The sequence below is a fragment of the Caulobacter soli genome (genome assembly GCF_011045195.1).
Classification (GTDB): domain Bacteria; phylum Pseudomonadota; class Alphaproteobacteria; order Caulobacterales; family Caulobacteraceae; genus Caulobacter; species Caulobacter soli.
In genome coordinates this window covers 142639-159367 of record NZ_CP049200.1, presented here as the reverse complement: position 1 = coordinate 159367, position 16729 = coordinate 142639, and the positions used below count along the sequence as shown (strand labels likewise).

Here is a 16729-nt window from a genome sequence, read left to right as displayed (position 1 = left end):
TTGGGCCCGAGCCTTAGACGGCCTTGGCCGCGCCCGGCCGCCAGCGGCGCGCCAGGGCCTCGAGCTCGGCGCGGTCCATCACCGCGTCCGGATAGATCTGGGCTCGGGCGACGAAGGCGAACACCCGCGCCAGATCGGCCGCGGCCTGATCGTCCAGCAGCCAGGCCTGGTTGGGCCCAAAGCCGCCCCAGGCCTCCACGTCCCACCAGGCCAGCAGGAAATCGGCCGCGGCCTTGCTCGCCGCGCCGTCGTCCATCGCCAGGGCGACGAGCCGGCTCAAGGCCAGTTGGGTGTCTTCATCCATCGGCATATCGCCCACTCTAGCGGCCAAGGCCTCGCCGCCGCCAGGGGCTGCAAAGCCCGAGCCCCCGCCGTCGGCGAGGGCTCGGATCGGATCAGGCCGCCGCCGCGTCGGGCGCCGCGCCCGTCGCCTCGACGTCGGGCGTCTCCTCGGGCGCCTCGGCCTGGATCGGCGCCGTCCACGCCAGGGCCGAAGGCGTCCACTGACGTTCGGCCGCCGCCTCGCCGACGAAGACGACCAGTTCGTCCTTCTTCAGGCTCGCGGCGCGGGCGTCCTCCACGCCCATTTCCGCCAGCATCGCCAGCAGTTGGGCCTTGGAATGGGCGGCGAGGAAGGCCCGATCGGGCGTCCAGTGGAGACTGAGCTCGGCGTCGCAGAGCGCGGCGATCTCGGCGGCCTCGGCCCGAGCCCCGTGGCGCACGAGGCTGGTGCGGGCTTCGCGGACATCGAGGCTGACGGCGACGAGTTCGGCCAGCAGCGCCATCTTCTCCCCATGCGCCAGACTGTCGACGAAGGCGACGGGCCGCAGCCCCGAGGCCAGATAGGTCTCGCGGCGCGTCTCCAGCCGGGCGCGAACCTCGCCATCGAGCGCGGGATGGGCGGGCAGGGCGCCGCGCTTGTAAGGGGCCGCCGACAGGGTCAGGGCCGACTCCCCCTGGCGGACATGGGTCTTCAGGGCCAGGAGCTTGAAGAGCTGGGCCACAAGGGCGGTCAGGGCCGCGCCGGGATGATCGGCCAGGTCGCGGATCAGGCCCCGGGTGGCGATGTCCGTGCGCGTCTCGTGCAGGCTATGGCCGACCCCGTCGACCACGACGACGGTTCTGGGCGTGACCAGCTCGACGACCGCGCCGATCTCGTCCTCATCGGCTTGGTCGTCCGGCGCCGCCTCGTCGTCCTCCTCGATCTCGGACGCGGGCAGGGCGTAGAAGGTGACGTCCACGCCCAGATCGGCGCTGGGCGTCAACAGCACCGCGCCCAGCGTCCGGTCGCCCAGGGCCGCCTGCGCCAACCGCTGGCGAGCGGCCAGCACATTGGCGACCAGATCCAGAGAGCCTTCCGCCTCCATCGGCGCCTGGCGCAACGCCGCGACCTCGTCGTCGAGCAGGGCGCGCGCTTCCGCGCGGGCGGTCTTTTGGGCCGCGGTCAGATCGCCATGATAGACATAGGGCAGGGACTCAAAGCCGTCGGGCGCGCGATAGCCGTTGTCGGGACCGACATAGACCGCCAGCCCCTGACCCTTGAAGGCCTGGATCAGTGGCGCGATGCGATCGCGCCACTGGGCGTCGAGGATCTCCGGATCCACGACCTTGTCGGGCAGCTCCCCGAAGAGATCCGACACCAGCCGGCCGCCCGCGGCGGCGTAACGCGACGCCCCGACCAGGCCAAAACGGCCGTCCTCGACCGTCACCTGCCCCTCGCTGAGCAAAGTGCGCAGCTGGTAGTCCTGGAAGTGGCCGTCCAGCGCGGACTGGGCCAGTTGCGCCTGCTGGGTCTTGTCGCCGATCCGGGCAAACCCCCGCACCTGCTTGAGGGTCAGCTTGCCTTGGCGCAGGGCCGCCAGCACCAGGGGGTGGACCCCGGCCAGCGCCTCCAGGCGCCTGATCTCCACCTCCGAATAGCCGAGCGAGGCGGCGATGAAGGCGGTGTCCATCCTGGCTTTGCGGAACTTGCCGATCGCCGCGATGATCGCGGCGACATGGACGGGCGCGTGCTCGGCGTTGGGCAGGACGATGGCGGCGGCCTGGGCGGCCTTGTCGACTACCAGGAAGACGTCGAATTCGTAATCCTCGGTGATCACCCCGCGTTCGAGCAGCACCAGCAGGCCCATGCGGCGACGGCGGCCGTCCAGGGCCATGTAGTCCAGTTCGCCCTTGCGGCCAGGCCGCACGATCGGCGGCACGATGACCCCGGCCGCGGCGATGGTGTCGGCCAGCTGAGGCACGCCGTCGTCGGCCGGCTCGTCATAGCGGAGGTTTTCGCGGGCCAGGCCGAACTGGCGCAGACGGATGCGGATCTTGGTCAGGCTCTGAGTCTGGTCGAGCAGGGCCGCGGAAGTCGAACGGGTCATGACGCAGGTTCCAGCGCCGCCGGTCAGGGCCATCCTGCCGCTTGGGCGCACCCGCCCCGACCCTCACTCCCCCTTTCCCCAGCCGGCTCCGCCGCCGCTGGGCCGGCCGGCCTGTTCGGCCTCGTTCCAATCCCCATGAGGCGCCGGCGGCAGGACGATCCTGGTCCTGATCCCCAGGGTCCACAGCGCCTTGGCCAGGATCCGCGCCGAAGCCTCGCCGTCCGGGCCGCGGTCGGCGGCGATCAGCACCGAGCGCACCCCGGGAGGCGGCCGCCAGGATCGAAGATTGGAGGTCGACAGCAACGCCCAGGCCGGCAGGCCGAACCGCCGCCGCGCCGACAGGGCGGTGAACACCCCTTCGGCCACCAGCATGTCCGGACCCGGCGGGTCGAGCCGGACGGCGCTGCCCGGCGGGACCACGCCCACCGTCTTTCGGGCCAGGCGAAGCCCGGCCGCGCGGCGGCCGCCCGGACCCAGATAGGTGATCTCCACCGCGGTCACCGCGCCCTCGGCGTCGCGGACCGCGGCCAGAAGCGCCGGGCGGGTGGCCGAACCCCGGCGATAGACCGCCAGCGGGACTAGGCCATGGTGGCGCAACGCATGGTCGCCGGGGAGAGGGCCCTGAACGCCGCGAAGGCGGCAATGACGCTCCGAGAGGGCGCCCTCGATCGCCCGTCCCGCCGACCACAGCGCCAAGGCGACCTCGCGCCGCGCCGCCCGAGCGGGACCTGCCGGCGATGGGGCGAGCCGTTCGCTCCGATCGGTCGCTTCTCGATCATCCAGAAGGCCCCGCGCGCGCAGGTCGTCGCGGACCCGCCGCCAGTCGCCGTCACCGAAGGCATGGACGATCAGGCGACCGTCGCGCTCGAGCAGCGAGACGGAACGGTCATGGCGGCTGTGGCCTGGCGCGGGGATATTGGCGCGACGACCGCCGTCATAGAGGTCGCCGCCCAGAACACGGACGATGGTTTTGAGGGACATGAACGCCATCCGGCTATCGCCGGACCAATCCGGCTCACCGCCGACGACCTGACTTTCCCCTTTCACCGCGCGATTTGGTCGTCGCCCAAGCTCCGTCGCCAGGATATCAAGGCTGGAATGCACACCCTCATCCACCGGCTGCGGCAGGACCTCGACGCCCAGGTCATGACGTTGGACCGGACCGCGATCACGCCGTGGCTGATGGCCTTCAGCGCCAAGACGCCGCTTCGCCTGAACCATCCTCATCTGGGCGAGATCGCCTATGACGGCGTGGCGTTCTGGGGCTCGCCCGCCGAAGCTTACGATCACTATGTCGCCTACAGCGTCGAGGCGTTGACGGACCAATATGTCCGTGTGGTCGAAGACCAGCTGGCCGAGGTCGCCCGGGAAGACCGTACGGCCTTCGCCGATGATGCGTCCCGCGCGCTGAACCAGGCCCGCGGCCGGCTGATCCGGCGCGCCGAGGAGGTCAAGGGGCGGCTTCTGGCCGATGGCCGCGCGCCCAAGCCGAGCGCCATCGACTATTATGGTGTCGCCCGGATCCCCATCGACACCCGACTGAACGTTCGACTTGCGGCCCTGCGCCGCGCGGAGCTGAAGACCTTGGCCATCGCCCCCTCGACCCTCACCCGTCTCGCCGATGGCGTCGGAGCCATGCGCCTGGCCAGCGACGGCTCCTTTGCCCGACAGGCCAAACGGCTCTCGGCGATCCTGCGCGAGGCGCCTCTCGGGCCCGTGCGCGACGCGTTGACGGCGAAGGTGAATTTCACGGCCTTCCTGCAAGCCGCCGAGGCTGAAGCCGACGATCTGGGCGATCCGCTGCCCTGGCCGGGGCCCGGCGACGAGGAGCTGGGCCTGGTCATTGGGCTGATCGACTATCTGGCGGAAAACGAAGAGCGCGCCGTGGACCTGGCGTTCAACTTCTATGCCGACGGCGCGGCCAATATCGCCGCCTGGCGCAACCTGGTCGACCAGGTCATCGTGCCCTGGGAGCAGGACCTGGTCGACTATCTCGAACGCAAGGGTCTGCTGGCGCCCGCCGCGCCGCCAGCCGGATCGGTCCACGTCCACACCCAAGGCGACGGCCCTGTCAGCGTGCTGGCCCACTCGCCGGGCGCGACCCAGACCGTCTCGGTGACGATGGAGTCCACCGCCATCGTCGCTCGCCTGGAAGCCTTCGCCGCAGCGCTGGGCGCGCTGTCATTGGACCCGAGCGTTCGTCAAAACGCCGAGGCCGAAATCGACACCCTCCGCGCCCAGTTGCGAAAAGCCAAACCCAACGGCGTCATCCTGGCGGAGGGCGGGCGAACCTTGCGCTCGATCGCAGAAAACATCATCGCCACGGTTGCGGCGCCTCCTGCGCTCGTGGCCAGCGCCGCGGCGTTGTGGTCGATCCTAGGCCTGGGCTGAACGCGCCAACCGCGCCGCGCTGGCCCCGCGGCCAATGGTCTGGCGCGGCGGCGCCGCCGACGTCGCCAAAAGTTCGGAAAAACCGAACCCGGCAGAGTTTTTTTTGACCGCCGACGTCGCCGTCCAGGTTGCCTTTTTGGAAACCTCGCAGGCTTTTTTTTGATGCCTCCAGCCGTTTCGGCCAGCCGCGAAGTTCACATCCTGTGAACTTCGAAGCGTTTTTTTATAGGCCTTGCGGATCGACACGCAGCGTTCCCAGGCGCCGTCGAGATCGGCCAGGCCGCTGATCGCGGCGGCGGCGATCGTCACGATGGCGAGCAGGGCTTCGACCGGCGTCATGGGTCTATCCTAGGGCCGGTCGCGCGATCGGCAAAGAAGTCTGCGCGGACCGCCAAACGGTCGTTTCCATACGCCGCACCGCATAATTCACGACTATACGGATTGGCGTATATCTTCATCATATACGCCAATCCGTATATTGACACCATATACGCTTCTCCGTATACAGCCCCCATGAATCTGATCGCCCGAAACGAAGCTCAGCTGGCGGCGAGCCTTCGCCGTTTTCGCAAGAAGGCCGGCTTGACCCAAGCCGACGTCGGCCGCGCCGTGCAGATGCGCCAAGCGACGATCTCCGAGCTGGAAGCCGGTTCGGGCGCCAAGCTGGAGACCCTGTTTGCGGTCCTGAGCGCCCTCAATCTGGAACTGGTCGTGCGCCCGCGCGACGCGGGCGACAAGATCGCGATCGAAGATCTCTTCTGATGGCGCGCCGGCCGCGCTACGCGCCTTTGGCGGTCTATATGAACGGCCGCAAGGTGGGGACCTTGCGCCGCGAATCCAGCGGCGCCGTCGACTTCACCTACGATCCTGACTGGTTGGACGCGCGCGGCGCCTTGCCGGTCTCCCTGTCGCTGCCGCTGCGCGAGGATCGCTATATCGGCGCGCCGGTGATCGCCGTCTTCGACAACCTCCTGCCCGACAATGTCGAGATCCGCGCCAAGATCGCCGGCAAGATCGGCGCGCAGGGCGTGGATCCCTACAGCCTGCTTGCCGCCCTGGGCCGAGACTGTGTCGGCGCGCTGCAGTTCCTGCCCGAGGAGGCGGCCCCGCCGGTCGCCGGCCAGATCGAGGGCGAGCCGGTGTCCAGCGCCGACATCGCCCGGATCCTGGCCAATCTGGCGCGCGCGCCGCTGGGCCTGGAGGCCGAGGACGATTTTCGGATCTCCATCGCCGGGGCTCAGGAGAAGACCGCCTTCCTGCGAAGGGACGGCCAATGGCTTCGACCGCTCGGCGCAACCCCGACCACGCACATCTTCAAGCCGGCGATCGGCCAGTTGCCCAATGGTTTGGATCTCTCCGACAGCGTCGAGAACGAGTATCTGTGCCTGACCTTGACCGCCGCCTGGGGACTGCCGAGCGCCAAGGTGGAGATGGCGCGCTTCGAAGACCGCAAGGTGCTGATCATCGAGCGCTTCGACCGGACGGAAACCCGGGACGGACGGCTCCTGCGCCAACCCCAGGAAGATTTCTGCCAGGCGCTCTCCGTTCCTTGGGTGGCCAAGTATGAAACCGACGGCGGACCGGGCGTCCTCCAAGGCCTGGACCTCCTGGCGGCCAGCGACGCGCCGACGCGCGATCGCCTGACCTTCCTCAAGGCCCAGGTCGTCTTCTGGCTGCTGGGGGCGACCGACGGCCACGCCAAGAACTTCAGCGTTTTCCTTCAGCCCGGCGGCGGCTTTCGCCTCACGCCGCTCTACGACGTGCTGTCGGCCGAACCCAGTCGCGCCGCGCGTCAGATCGAACCCAAGCAGATGAAGCTGGCCATGGCGGTCGGCGACAGGCGCTACTACCGCATCGGCGACGTCGCGCCTCGCCACTTCGTCCAGACCGGCGTCGCCGCGGGGATCGCCGCCGAAACGGTCCAGTCGCTGTTGAGCCAGTTGGCCCAAACCGGGCCGGCCGCCCTCGACCAGGTTCTGACGGCCCTGCCCAAGGACTTTCCGCCGGCGGTCAGCGGTCCGATCGCCCAAAACGCCCACGCACGCCTTGGCCAGATCGCACGCCACCTGCAAACCGAAGCCGCCAAGACGGGCTGAACATCCCGCTCCGCTTCGTCAGGTCTTGGACTTCGCCCTGGTGAAACTCCAAGAGCTGACAAAACAGCCTCCTGCGCCGCCATCGGCGGCCTGGCCGCAGCGCTCATCGCTCCGTGCGCCTGGACGGCGATTTCTTCCGCGGACTGTGCCGCTCCTTGAGCCCATAGAGGCTGGGCAGCAGATGCAGGGCCCCGATCCGCTCGCGCTCACACATCGCCCGCAGATAGCCGCCGGCCGAACTGGTGATCTCGCCGTCCTTCCAGCGCGCCAGGACCGTCGCCACGGCGATCGCCGCCCGGTTTCGGCCCAGGGTCTGACGCGCCTCGCGCAGCGCCGAGACGTTGATCCCCATCAGCGGCGCGACACGGCCGACCGCGTCGACCAGATCCTCCCACTCCGCGGCCGCGACGTCGTCCAGGTGCCCCTGGATTTCCGGGATGGCCTCCAGCACCAGCGACAACGGGATCACCTCCTCGCTGATCCTGGCCTCGGCCGCATCCAGGTCGGCGGCGCCCCCGCCTTGGCCGGGTCGCGCCGACCGATCCGCTACTTCGTCTCGATGAGCCAGATACGTTGTTCTTTTAGATCTAGGCTGGGTTGTAGGTTCTTTCTGGGCTCGGCTTTCAAAGCCCCTGGGCTCCATATCTGATGATCTCCGAGCCTCGATCCAGGCGGCGTCCACCGCCGCGAGCAGACCCGAGAAGACGTCGAGCAGTCCTTCAAGCTCGCCAAGAGACGGGGTTCTGGGCAGCCGGCCGCTGGCCCGGGCGATCGCCTCGTTCCAGCCGAAGCCGGGCAGCTCGTGCTGCAGGGCGTCGGCGCACACCGTGCGGATCTCGCGGCGGACCTCGCCCAGCTTGCGCTTGAGCTGACGCCGGCGTTCCTGCTCCAGACCCCGGGCGGCGGCGAGATCGGCGAACTCGTCCCAGCGCACGGCCAGGGGCGACAGATCAAAGCCGAAAGCCTCGATGATCTGGCCGCGCTCGCCGCGATAGCCCCAGCGCTTGCCGTTGCCGCTGTCTTTCATGTGCACCAGGCCGGCGCGGACGGCGCTGCGGATCAGGCCCTGGATGACGGTGCGCGAGCGCTGCAGCTCCTCGCCCAGGGCGTCATTGGACGGCCAGGCGATCGGGTGGGTCTTGCCCGTCCAGTCCTGCTCCTGAGTGACGCGGACCAAGGCGCGGATCAGGCGCACGATCCCGTCGCCGAACCCCAGCCTGGGGGCGGCGCGCTCGAAGCGATCGAGCAACATGGCCTTGGAGATCCCTTCCGGGAGTCCCCCATAGGCGTCGACGAGTCTGGCGGCCGCCCATTGGGCGTCCGCCAGACGACGCACGTCGCCAGTCCCGTTCTGGACGGTCTGCATTTCCTGCTCCTCCTAGAGAGGCCAGGCGCACAGGTTCCCGTCGCGCGAACGCGCGTTTTTGGATTGCAGCGATGTCGGTGATTCGGTAGAAAGAGCGGGACTTGAGAGCTCGGTCGAGGTTGGCGCCTCGTCTAGCGAATGACCTGGATGAACCCGGCGCGTTTCGGCGAGCCGGGTTTTTCTATGCGCTCACGGCATGGTTCCTTTCCGTTTCGCCCCGCTCGAAATACTCCGCCAGCAGCAGCGCCAGGGCGTCGTTTCGATTGGTGAGACCACGCGCGCTCTTCATGCGATCGAGCCTGTCGATCAGTTCCGAAGGCACCAGCGCGTTCAGTTGTCCCTTGCCGCGCGCACGCGCTTCCGCCCGAAGGCGGCGCTGATATTGCGCTTGATATTCAAGGTCGCGTGCGGTCGTCATGGCGCCGCCGATAAGATCGCGATTCCACCAGCGACAACTAATAAAGGTCGCCAACCAAGACACGTCGCGCGCGAATAAAGTCCTTGAACTGAAGAAGAATCGGCCACCGGGGCCCGGTGGTGTCTGCTCATCGCCCCGCCTCGACTTCCGGCGGCAAGATCAGGTCCTTGTCGACCATGACCCGGACCGGAAAGCCTGGTCGGATCCTCAAGGTCGGAGCGCGCTGCAGGTCGCGATCGACCAGACGCTGGCCGGTTTGGCTGGCCTGGGCCGCGACGCCGCCGGCGGCGTCCTGCAGCACGAGACTGTCGCCGCCGCGCGCCTGACTGTTCTGCGCCGCCGCCGCCCCGATCGAGATCAGGGTCGACAGTCCGATCGCGCGCGCCAGAACGGTGAGATGGGCGTCGACCCGGTCGGAGAGACCCGCCACGCCGGTGGCGTCGGCCCCGATCATGCCGCCCAGTTCGACCGACCGGCCGCTGGGATAGATCAGGCGCGTCCAGACCAGCAGCAGCCGGTCCTGGCCATAGCCGACCTGACTGTCGTACTTGCCGATCAGCCGCGCGCCCTGGGGGATCAGCACCCTGCGGCCGGTGCGATGGTCGAACACCGGCTCGGTGACCTGAGCCACCGCCATGCCGGGCAGATCGGAATTGAGCCCGGTGATCAGGGCGGCGGGGATCACCGTTCCAGCCTTTACCTCGTAGGGCGACAGCGGCGGCTGAGGCAGGCCGGCCGCATAGCTTGGCCCAGCCGCCGAAGCCCGGGCGACGAAGGCCTCCTTGGCCGCACCGCCGGCCGGCGGCGCGACGGGCGAGACGTCCGGCGGCGTGACCTGCCACATCATCGGCGGCGGGGAGGGCGCGGCGACGGGGGGCGAGCCAGGCGCGCCGCCGAAGAACGGTCCGGCCCGCCGCGCCGCGTTCCGATCCTCCAGACCGCGTTGCTGAGCGGGGTCGAGGGGCGAGGCGGTCCCCGCGGCCGCCGGCGCCGGCGAGGCCGGCGGCCTGGAGCCGCCGGGCTTTGCGCCCGTCGGCGGCCCCAGGTCGCCATAGGTGGCCGGCAGGCGATCATCGATCGGAGCCGTGGGCGGCGGATCGGCGCTGGCCACCGCCTCGGCCGGGGTCTTGGGCGTGGGACGGCCCTCGCCGAAGGCGATCATGAACCCAAGACCCACCAGCAGCAGGACGACGAAGCCCGCCCCCACGATGATCGCCGGCCGATAGCGGGCGATCGGCCGGCGGGGCGCCTGCAGCACCGAGCGCGGCGAGGCCTTGGCGGCGGCCGAGACCTGGGGCGGCGGGCCCGGGTCGGACTCGGGTCCCGCGCTCAAGGCCGCGCCTCGACGCGACGAATGCGCACCACGTCCTGGCGCCGCTCGCCCAGACGCAGTTCGGCGCGGTCGATCAGCCGGTCGACCACGTAGTAGACGCCGCTCTGGCGATAGTTGACGAGTTCCGCGCGATCCTTGTCGCCCAGCAAGAAGAGCGGCGGCGCCGGACGGGTCGCCAGATCGGCTGGGAATTCGACATAGGTCTTGGCTCCGTCGTCGAAGACCCTGACCGGCGTCCAGGCCGGCGGCCGCTTGTCGACCGGGTCGATCCGGTAGCGAAAATTCAGGCGCTCGACGGCGACGTCGCTCGCGGCGCCGGCGGCGGCCGCGACCTGCTCGGCGGCCAGGGCCCGCTGGCGCTGGGCGGCGGCCTCGCGCGCCAGATCCTGCGGATAGGTCCAGCTCAACACGCTGGTGTAGGCGCTGGAGGCGGTGCTGACCGCGTCGATCAGATAGGTCCTCTGATCGGTCGTCAGCACGATGTTGGTGCGAAGGCCGGGTCGGACCGGCTTGACGAAGATCACCACCTGGACGGCGTCGCCGGATCCGGCCTCCGTCTCGCCCAGCACCCAGCGCACCGTGTCGCCCGCGGCCTTGGAGATCAGCTTCTCCCCCGGCTTGAGGGTGATGGTGGTCAGGAACCGCGGGCTGGTGTGGACGGTGTAGAGCCGACCTGGCTCGAAGTCATAATAGAGCGCCGAATTGACGTAGGCGCCGGGACTGGGCCAGTCACGCGCCTGGGCGTTGGCCCGTGCGATCGTGGTCAGCGACCCGGGGGCGGAAGACCCCGGGTCGGGTCGGGCGGGGCGGTGTCGGACCGTCCGCCGAACGGGCCTGGATGCGCCCGCGGCGGGGGCGGAGGCCGAAGCTGGCGCGCTTGAGCTGCGAGCGGCGGCCGGCGGGGCCGCCGCTGCGGAGCGGGCCGTCGACGCCGATGACGCGGCGGCGGACCAAACCGGACCCGCCGCGGCGCGAGCCGGTCCAGGCGCGGAGACCTGGATCGACAAGGCCAGCGCGGCGGTGAGCATCGCGCGCGATCGTTGGACCAAGGCGTTCATAGGTCGCGACTCCATTGGAAGCTGGTGATTTCCAGGCCCTTTGGATTGGCCAGCAGTTGAGCTTCGTTCGTCGGGGCGCGAGGTCCGACGGTGAACAGACCCGTCCAGCGCTCGGGCGGCGCGGGCGCGCCGTGCAGATAGGTCGTCTCGCGCCACTGGACCTGGAAGGTGGACGGGCTGCGCGGCAGCACCGAGACGATCTCGACGGCGACGGCCTCCTCGCCCAGACGCTCGGCGGGATTGCGCGCCTGGGCGTACTGCATCAGGGCGACGGTCGCGTCCTTGCCCGAGGCGCGCTTGGCCCGCTCCCAGTTGTCTCGCAGCACGACGCCGTCGGTGCTCTTGCCGCGGACCTTTTCGACATAGTCTTTGACGAAGGCGGCCTTGTCGGCCTGATCGGGCCGATAGGCCGCGTCGGCCAGTTCGATCCGCCCCGCCTGTCCGAACCGGTCGACCGGGACGATGTAGGTGCGCACCCGGCTGGACTGGCGCTCGTAGATGTAGGCGCCCTGGGTCAGCGCGGCCAAGCCGGCGCACAGCATGGCCATCAGCCGCCAGTTGCGGGCCTGGACGCGCGCTGCGCCGATCCGGTCGTCCCAGACCTGGGCGGCCCGCTGATAGGGCGTCTCGATCGGCGCGGCGTCGCCGTAGCGTTCCTGGGCGCGCTTGAAGATGAGGGACATCGCAACGGGCTCCGGCGCCTAGGCTTCGTCGGTCGGCGGATGGATCCTGGGCATGCCGGCCGGCTGGCCGGCGGCGTCTTCGCGCCAAGGCGCCGCGCCGGCCGCCGTCCAGGCCGCGCGGCCGCGTCGGCGGGGCGCCGAAGAGACCGGCGGAGCATCGCCACCCCCCGTTTGGTCCCCTGATGGCGAGGGAGACGGCGGGGGAGACGGCGATGGCGACGACGCCTGCGGCGAGAAGGAAGAGCGCGCCCGCGACACGACCCCGCCCAGCGACGGGGCGCCGCCGCCGGACGGCCCGCCGCCCGGGGAAGGACCAGCGCCGCCGCCGGAGGCGGCGCCTGGACCGCGTCCGCCCGCCAGACCGCGCAGCCCGGCCGCGCCTCGGGCGGCGCTGGCCCCGGCCCCGGCCGCCAGCCCTCCGGCCGCCCAGCGCCCCGCCAGGGCCAGGCCGCCGGCCGAGGCGGCCAGGCCCACGACGCTGGAGGCCGCCGAACCCGCGCTCAGCTGCGGCGAGCCGGTGATCTGGGCCGCGGCGACGGAGGGGATCTTCAGGGCCAGCATCAGGAAGACGATGGCCGCCACCAGCAGGCCGCAGCTCTCCTGCCAGGTCGGCTCGGCCGAGACGACATAGCTGGCGAAGATCTGCTCGCCGATCGAGATGACCAGGGCCAGGGCCATCAGCTTGGCCCCGACGGCGGGCACGTAGGCGATCGCCCGCTCGGCCAGGAACGCGGTCTGGGTGAGGATCCCGAACGGCACCATCACGAACGAGATCAGCGTGACCACATAGAATTCGATCACCGTGACCACGACCTCCACGCCCAGGAGCACGAAGGCCAGGATCACGCCGATGATGACGATGGCGGTGACCAGGATGGTGTCGATGTGGGTGAAGAAGCCCACGCCCATGCCCTCGCTGGCCAGTCGGCCGACGTACTTGAGCAGATCAAACGCCACCTCCAGGCCGTCCCAGACGATCTTGGACGGGGAGTTGAGCAGGTCCGCAACGCTCATGCGCCCGCCGCCGGCCTTAAGGCCCAGCGCCGTGAAGCCTTTGATCACGGTCAGGGTCAGACTGTGCCAGTTGCTGATCAGCCAGGCGAAGAACCCGAACAAGAGCAACTTGCGGATCAGGGCCGCGGGGACGTTGTCGTTCTCGTCCACGGCCCACAGCAGGGCCGCCAGACCCAGGCTGATGACGATCAGCGCCGCGAACGTGGTGCGCACGTCGCCCTGGATCAGGCCGAACCCGCCGCCGACCTGCTGGGTGAAGCGGGCGATGTATTCGTCCAGGGCGGCGGGGGAGGCGGTCTGCATCGCGCGGGCCTAGTGCAGGTCGCGCTCGGACAGGCGTCCAGGCGTGCGCTGGATGTAGGCCACCGAGCAGGGGTTCTTGGCGTCGCGGATGTCGGGATCGGGGCAGCGGCGCGTCTTGGCGACCGGCGGCTTGGCGGCGACCTTTTGCGGCTCGGGCGCCTTGGGCTCGCAGGCGGCCAGGGGCAAGGCCAGCGTCAGGGCGCCGATCAGGGCGTTGCGGACTTGGGTCATTGCGGCGGGGGTCATTGCAGCACGTCTCCGGAAAAACGAGGCGCGATCCGGGTCACCGCCGAATTGCGGCGCCGGTCGGCCTCGCCCTTGACGACGAGCCCGCGCCGCTCGGCCTCCCAGGTTTCCGCCTGGCGGGCCTGGGTGATCATCAAGGTCTGCAGCTGGGTCAACTGGGTGGAGAGCGCCGCCAGCAGCTGGTTGGTGGCCTGGACGGCCGCGGTCTGGCCGGCGGCCGACTGGGAGGCGCCGACCGCGCTCGCCACCGCTTGGCTGGTGACGCCCTGGGCCTGGACGATCTGGTTTTGGACCTGCATGGCCTCTTGCAGGGTCTGGCGGCTGTTCTGGCTCCAGGCCGCCAGGCGCGCGGCCAGATCCCTGGCCGACGCCCCGCTCAGGTCGTCGGGATAAAGATCGGCGAAACCCTGGCTGATGCTGGCGGCCTGATAGCCCAGGCCCCGGGCCTGCTGCAGCAGGGCGGCGGCCTGGCCGGCGATGTCGCGCAACGGCCCGGTGACGTCCACGCCCAGGCCTTGGAGCATGCGCGTCTGCTGGGCCAACTGGCTCTGCAGGGCCTGCACCTGTTGCAGGCCCTGCTGCACCTGCTTGACGGCCTGGGCCACGGCGGCGGGGTCGTAGACGGTGACCTGGGCGCGGGCGACCGGCGCCAGGCTCGAAAGCCCCGCCGTCAGGGCCAGGGCCGGAGCCGACCGCAGCAGGGCGCGACGAGAACAGGGCATCACCAGATCTCCGGAGGCTGAGGTCGAGACGATCGGGAGGCGCGCGCGCCCTGATCGCCGCACCTGGCGAAAATCCAGGTCGAGAGCGGGCCGTGGGCGAGGACGGCGAGGATCACCAGGGCCAGGCCCGCGGCCAGGAGAACGGGGCTGCGCAGGCCGGGCGCCAGGATCATGGTGATCACCGCGCCAGGCGTCAGGCTCAGAACCAAGGCCAGGCGCGCCGGGCGTCGGCCGGCCGGGGGCGCGGCGGAGGGCTGGGGGACGGGATCAGGCCGCACGCCGGGCCTCGTCGAGAAAATCACCGACCTCGGCCAGACCCTTGGCGCGGTAGAAGGCCGCCGCGAACCCGTCGGCGCCGCCGTCGGCCAGCAGACGATCGATCAGGGCCTGGTCGCCCGGGCTGGCCGAGCCGACCGCCGCCAGGGCGACAGGCCCCAGCCCCAACTCGAACAGGCGGTTTCCGGCCGCGCTCTGATAGTAGTACTCGCGCTTGGGCGCGGCGGCGGCGATGATCTCGATCTGCTGATCATTGAGGCCGAAGTCGGCGTAACCCCGGGCCACCAATGGAGATCGGGCCTCCGGATTGGGGAGGAAGATCCGGGTCGGACAAGCTTCCATCAAGGCCGCGGCGATCGGGCTTGCGGCGATGCTCGACAGGCTCAGCGTGCTGAACACCACGCTGACATTGAGCTTGCGAACGGTCCAGAGCCACTCGCGGATCTTCAGCGCGAAGGCGGTCGACTCCAGGAAACGCCAGGCTTCGTCCAGGACGAGGATGGTCGGTCGGCCGTCGAAGCCGCGCTCCAGGACATGGAAGAGATAGGTCAGCACCGGGCCGAGCGCGGCGGGGCTCTCCATCAGGCCGCCCAGCTCGAAGGCCTGCCAGGCGCGCATGGTCAGGCGTTCGGCCGCGGCGTCCAGCAGGCGTCCATGAGGTCCTTCCAAGGTGAAAGGCTTGAGCGCGGCCTTGAGCGCCATGTCCTGAAGGGTGGCGGCCAGGACCGTCAGGGTCCGCTGCTCGCGCGGACCGGCGGCCAGATTGGCCAGGGCTTTCCAAAGCTCGTCCTTGGCGGCGGGATCGGCCGCCACGCCGGACGCCGCCAGCAGGTCCAAGATCCAGTCCTGGGCCCAGATCCGCTCGTCGGCGCGATCGATCGCGGCAAGGGGCTGAAACGACAGCTCATCGTCCCACGGACCCAGGTCGTAGAACCCCCCGCCCACCAGCAGGCTCGAGGCGCGGCTGCTGCGGCCCTTGTCGAAGATCACCACCCGGGCGCTGGGATAGCGCCGCCACTGCAAGGCCAGGATGTTGAGCAGCACCGATTTGCCCGCCCCGGTCGGGCCGACGACGAAGGTGTGACCGACATCGCCCTGATGGAGATCCAGCCGAAAAGGCGTGGTGAGATCGGTGCGGGCGTGCATCAGCGGCGGCTGCACCCCCGCGAAGCCCTGCTTGGCGCACTCTTGGGTCAGGTGGGCGTTGCGGACGGGCCCAGGCCAGATCGCCGAGACCGGCAGCACGTCGCAGAGATTGAGCGTGCTGACCATGGGCCGACGCACGTCGGCGTAGGCCTGGCCGGGCAGGCCGCCAAGCCAGGCCTCCACGGCGTTGAGGTCCTCGATCTTGGTCACGAAGCCGGCGCGGTTGATGACCCCGTCCACCAGCCGCGCCTTGGCGGCCAGGCGATCGGGATCGGCGTCGACGAGGGTCACCGTGGGCGTGAAATAGCCCATGGACGCCGCATCTCCGCCCAGGATCGTCAAGGCCGCGTCGGCGTCCTGGGTCTTTTGCAGGGCGTCGGGATCCTCCAGCAGCGAGGGCTCGTGGGTGATGGCTTCCTTCAGGAGCGCCAACATGCCTTTGCGCTTGGAGAACCAGCGCTTGCGCAAGGTGGTGATCGACCGCCGCGCGTCCTCCTTGTCCAGCGGCAGGAACCGGCAGACCCAGCGATAGGCCACGCCCAGGCTGTTGAGCTGGTCGAGAATCCCCGGCCACGATGCGGACGGATAGGCCCGCACCGAGATGGTGCGCAGGTAGAGCTCGCCCAGGCGCGGATGCAGCCCGCCCTGGAAATCGTCGTCGGTCAGGACCGCGTCGAGATAGGCCGGCGGATCGGGCGGCGTGACCGGATGGCGCTTGGTGGAGACGCAGGCGTGCAGATAGGTCAGGGTCTCAGCGTCGTCGAGCGGCCGCACCAGCGGAAACACCCCCGACAGGATGTCGCGAACCCCCGCGACCGTGGCGCGAAACTCCTCCAGCGCCAGGCGGTAGAGACCGGCCGCGCCCCGGCCCTGGGGCAGGTTCTCCACCAGCAGGCTCTCGGCCCGGCCGATGACATCCTGGGCGGGCAAGTAGGTGAAGGTGGCGTAGTAGCGGCTTTCGAAATGCGCGCCTTCGGCCTCGAACCCCGCGCGCCGCTCCTCGTCGATCAGATGGCTGACGGGATCGGGGAAGGCGCTGGGCGGATAGGACTGGGAGGCGGCCCGCACGGCCTCGACGTGCAGGCACCAGCCCGAGCCCAGGCGGCGCAGGGCGTTGTTGAGCTGAGCGCGCACGGCCATCAGCCCGGCGGGAGTGGCGCTGGCCAGGTCCGGCCCGCGAAACTCCAGGCTTTGCTGGAACGCACCGTCCTTGTTGAGCACCACGCCAGGCGCGATCAGCAGGGCCCAGGGCAGATGATCCGACAGGCGGCTGGAGCGCGAACGATACTCGTTGAGAAACAGCATCGC

17 protein-coding genes are annotated in these 16729 nt (G+C 69.9%); 3 read left to right on the top strand and 14 right to left on the bottom strand.

Features of this window, described 5'->3' with window-relative positions:
- Positions 1-13: 13 nt before the first annotated feature.
- From G3M62_RS25245 to G3M62_RS26845, 3 genes are all read right to left on the bottom strand, one after another.
- Entirely contained in the window at positions 14-304 is a 291-nt protein-coding gene (locus tag G3M62_RS25245; RefSeq protein ID WP_246263655.1) for a DUF7673 family protein, read from the bottom strand.
- A 91-nt stretch (positions 305-395) separates the two neighbouring features.
- Positions 396-2369, bottom strand: a complete 1974-nt coding sequence (locus tag G3M62_RS25240) for a ParB/RepB/Spo0J family partition protein (protein ID WP_165191567.1) — start codon at positions 2367-2369, stop codon at positions 396-398.
- Positions 2370-2432: 63 nt separating this feature from the next.
- Entirely contained in the window at positions 2433-3065 is a 633-nt protein-coding gene (locus G3M62_RS26845) for a toprim domain-containing protein (RefSeq protein WP_425483869.1), read from the bottom strand.
- Here G3M62_RS26845 and G3M62_RS25230 point away from each other — a divergent pair.
- Positions 2955-4760 carry a hypothetical protein gene (locus G3M62_RS25230; protein WP_343037687.1) on the top strand — a complete coding sequence of 602 codons (1806 nt, stop codon included), beginning with the start codon at positions 2955-2957 and terminating at the stop codon, positions 4758-4760. The two genes, G3M62_RS26845 and G3M62_RS25230, sit on opposite strands and share 111 nt — an antisense overlap.
- Here the strand turns inward: G3M62_RS25230 and G3M62_RS25225 are convergent.
- Positions 4746-5099, bottom strand: a complete 354-nt coding sequence (locus G3M62_RS25225; RefSeq protein WP_165191564.1) for a hypothetical protein — start codon at positions 5097-5099, stop codon at positions 4746-4748. The two genes, G3M62_RS25230 and G3M62_RS25225, sit on opposite strands and share 15 nt — an antisense overlap.
- A gap of 174 nt (positions 5100-5273) precedes the next feature.
- Between G3M62_RS25225 and G3M62_RS25220 the strand changes: the two genes are divergently transcribed.
- Together G3M62_RS25220 and G3M62_RS25215 are read left to right on the top strand one after the other, a co-directional pair.
- Positions 5274-5522, top strand: coding sequence for a helix-turn-helix domain-containing protein (locus tag G3M62_RS25220; protein WP_165191563.1), 249 nt, complete (start codon positions 5274-5276; stop codon positions 5520-5522).
- Positions 5522-6856 carry a type II toxin-antitoxin system HipA family toxin gene (locus tag G3M62_RS25215; protein WP_165191562.1) on the top strand — a complete coding sequence of 445 codons (1335 nt, stop codon included), beginning with the start codon at positions 5522-5524 and terminating at the stop codon, positions 6854-6856. The genes G3M62_RS25220 and G3M62_RS25215 overlap by 1 nt, the downstream gene beginning before the upstream one ends.
- A 103-nt stretch (positions 6857-6959) precedes the next feature.
- On the opposite strand, the gene repC is transcribed toward G3M62_RS25215, so the two are convergent.
- The 10 genes from repC to trbE form a co-directional block, all read right to left on the bottom strand.
- The gene (gene repC, locus G3M62_RS25210) at positions 6960-8222 is read right to left on the bottom strand and encodes a plasmid replication protein RepC (RefSeq protein WP_165191561.1); all 1263 of its coding nucleotides are present in this window, start codon (positions 8220-8222) and stop codon (positions 6960-6962) included.
- A gap of 181 nt (positions 8223-8403) precedes the next feature.
- Positions 8404-8640, bottom strand: coding sequence for a transcriptional regulator (locus G3M62_RS25205; protein WP_165191560.1), 237 nt, complete (start codon positions 8638-8640; stop codon positions 8404-8406).
- A gap of 127 nt (positions 8641-8767) precedes the next feature.
- Positions 8768-9973: a TraB/TrbI/VirB10 family type IV secretion system protein gene (locus G3M62_RS25200; protein ID WP_165191559.1), complete on the bottom strand. Its 1206-nt coding sequence runs from the start codon at positions 9971-9973 to the stop codon at positions 8768-8770.
- The gene (gene trbG / locus G3M62_RS25195; protein WP_246263654.1) at positions 9970-11001 is read right to left on the bottom strand and encodes a P-type conjugative transfer protein TrbG; all 1032 of its coding nucleotides are present in this window, start codon (positions 10999-11001) and stop codon (positions 9970-9972) included. Before trbG ends, G3M62_RS25200 begins: the two co-directional genes overlap by 4 nt.
- Positions 11002-11027: 26 nt before the next feature.
- Positions 11028-11714: a conjugal transfer protein TrbF gene (trbF, locus tag G3M62_RS25190; RefSeq protein WP_165191557.1), complete on the bottom strand. Its 687-nt coding sequence runs from the start codon at positions 11712-11714 to the stop codon at positions 11028-11030.
- 18 nt (positions 11715-11732) lie between these two features.
- Positions 11733-13031 (bottom strand): P-type conjugative transfer protein TrbL, encoded by a 1299-nt coding sequence (gene trbL / locus G3M62_RS25185; RefSeq protein ID WP_165191556.1) that lies wholly within the window; start codon positions 13029-13031, stop codon positions 11733-11735.
- Positions 13032-13040: 9 nt separating this feature from the next.
- Positions 13041-13277 (bottom strand): hypothetical protein, encoded by a 237-nt coding sequence (locus G3M62_RS25180; protein WP_165191555.1) that lies wholly within the window; start codon positions 13275-13277, stop codon positions 13041-13043.
- On the bottom strand, positions 13274-13999 hold the full coding sequence (locus tag G3M62_RS25175) for a TrbJ/VirB5 family protein (RefSeq protein WP_165191554.1): 726 nt from the start codon (positions 13997-13999) through the stop codon (positions 13274-13276). Before G3M62_RS25175 ends, G3M62_RS25180 begins: the two co-directional genes overlap by 4 nt.
- Positions 13999-14277 carry a hypothetical protein gene (locus G3M62_RS26830; protein ID WP_165191553.1) on the bottom strand — a complete coding sequence of 93 codons (279 nt, stop codon included), beginning with the start codon at positions 14275-14277 and terminating at the stop codon, positions 13999-14001. Before G3M62_RS26830 ends, G3M62_RS25175 begins: the two co-directional genes overlap by 1 nt.
- Positions 14267-16726 carry a conjugal transfer protein TrbE gene (trbE, locus tag G3M62_RS25165; RefSeq protein ID WP_165191552.1) on the bottom strand — a complete coding sequence of 820 codons (2460 nt, stop codon included), beginning with the start codon at positions 16724-16726 and terminating at the stop codon, positions 14267-14269. Before trbE ends, G3M62_RS26830 begins: the two co-directional genes overlap by 11 nt.
- Positions 16727-16729 lie beyond the last annotated feature (3 nt).

Excerpts from the sequence above, each read along its gene's own strand:
- G3M62_RS25245 (WP_246263655.1), bottom strand. The coding sequence starts at position 304 with ATGGATGAAGACACCCAACTGGCCTTGAGCCGGCTCGTCGCCCTGGCG.
- G3M62_RS25240 (WP_165191567.1), bottom strand. The coding sequence starts at position 2,369 with ATGACCCGTTCGACTTCCGCGGCCCTGCTCGACCAGACTCAGAGCCTG.
- G3M62_RS25230 (WP_343037687.1), top strand. The coding sequence starts at position 2,955 with ATGGTGGCGCAACGCATGGTCGCCGGGGAGAGGGCCCTGAACGCCGCG.
- G3M62_RS25225 (WP_165191564.1), bottom strand. The coding sequence starts at position 5,099 with ATGACGCCGGTCGAAGCCCTGCTCGCCATCGTGACGATCGCCGCCGCC.
- G3M62_RS25220 (WP_165191563.1), top strand. The coding sequence starts at position 5,274 with ATGAATCTGATCGCCCGAAACGAAGCTCAGCTGGCGGCGAGCCTTCGC.
- G3M62_RS25215 (WP_165191562.1), top strand. The coding sequence starts at position 5,522 with ATGGCGCGCCGGCCGCGCTACGCGCCTTTGGCGGTCTATATGAACGGC.
- repC (WP_165191561.1), bottom strand. The coding sequence starts at position 8,222 with ATGCAGACCGTCCAGAACGGGACTGGCGACGTGCGTCGTCTGGCGGAC.
- G3M62_RS25205 (WP_165191560.1), bottom strand. The coding sequence starts at position 8,640 with ATGACGACCGCACGCGACCTTGAATATCAAGCGCAATATCAGCGCCGC.
- trbG (WP_246263654.1), bottom strand. The coding sequence starts at position 11,001 with ATGCTCACCGCCGCGCTGGCCTTGTCGATCCAGGTCTCCGCGCCTGGA.
- trbF (WP_165191557.1), bottom strand. The coding sequence starts at position 11,714 with ATGTCCCTCATCTTCAAGCGCGCCCAGGAACGCTACGGCGACGCCGCG.
- trbL (WP_165191556.1), bottom strand. The coding sequence starts at position 13,031 with ATGCAGACCGCCTCCCCCGCCGCCCTGGACGAATACATCGCCCGCTTC.
- G3M62_RS25180 (WP_165191555.1), bottom strand. The coding sequence starts at position 13,277 with ATGACCCCCGCCGCAATGACCCAAGTCCGCAACGCCCTGATCGGCGCC.
- G3M62_RS25175 (WP_165191554.1), bottom strand. The coding sequence starts at position 13,999 with ATGCCCTGTTCTCGTCGCGCCCTGCTGCGGTCGGCTCCGGCCCTGGCC.
- trbE (WP_165191552.1), bottom strand. The coding sequence starts at position 16,726 with ATGCTGTTTCTCAACGAGTATCGTTCGCGCTCCAGCCGCCTGTCGGAT.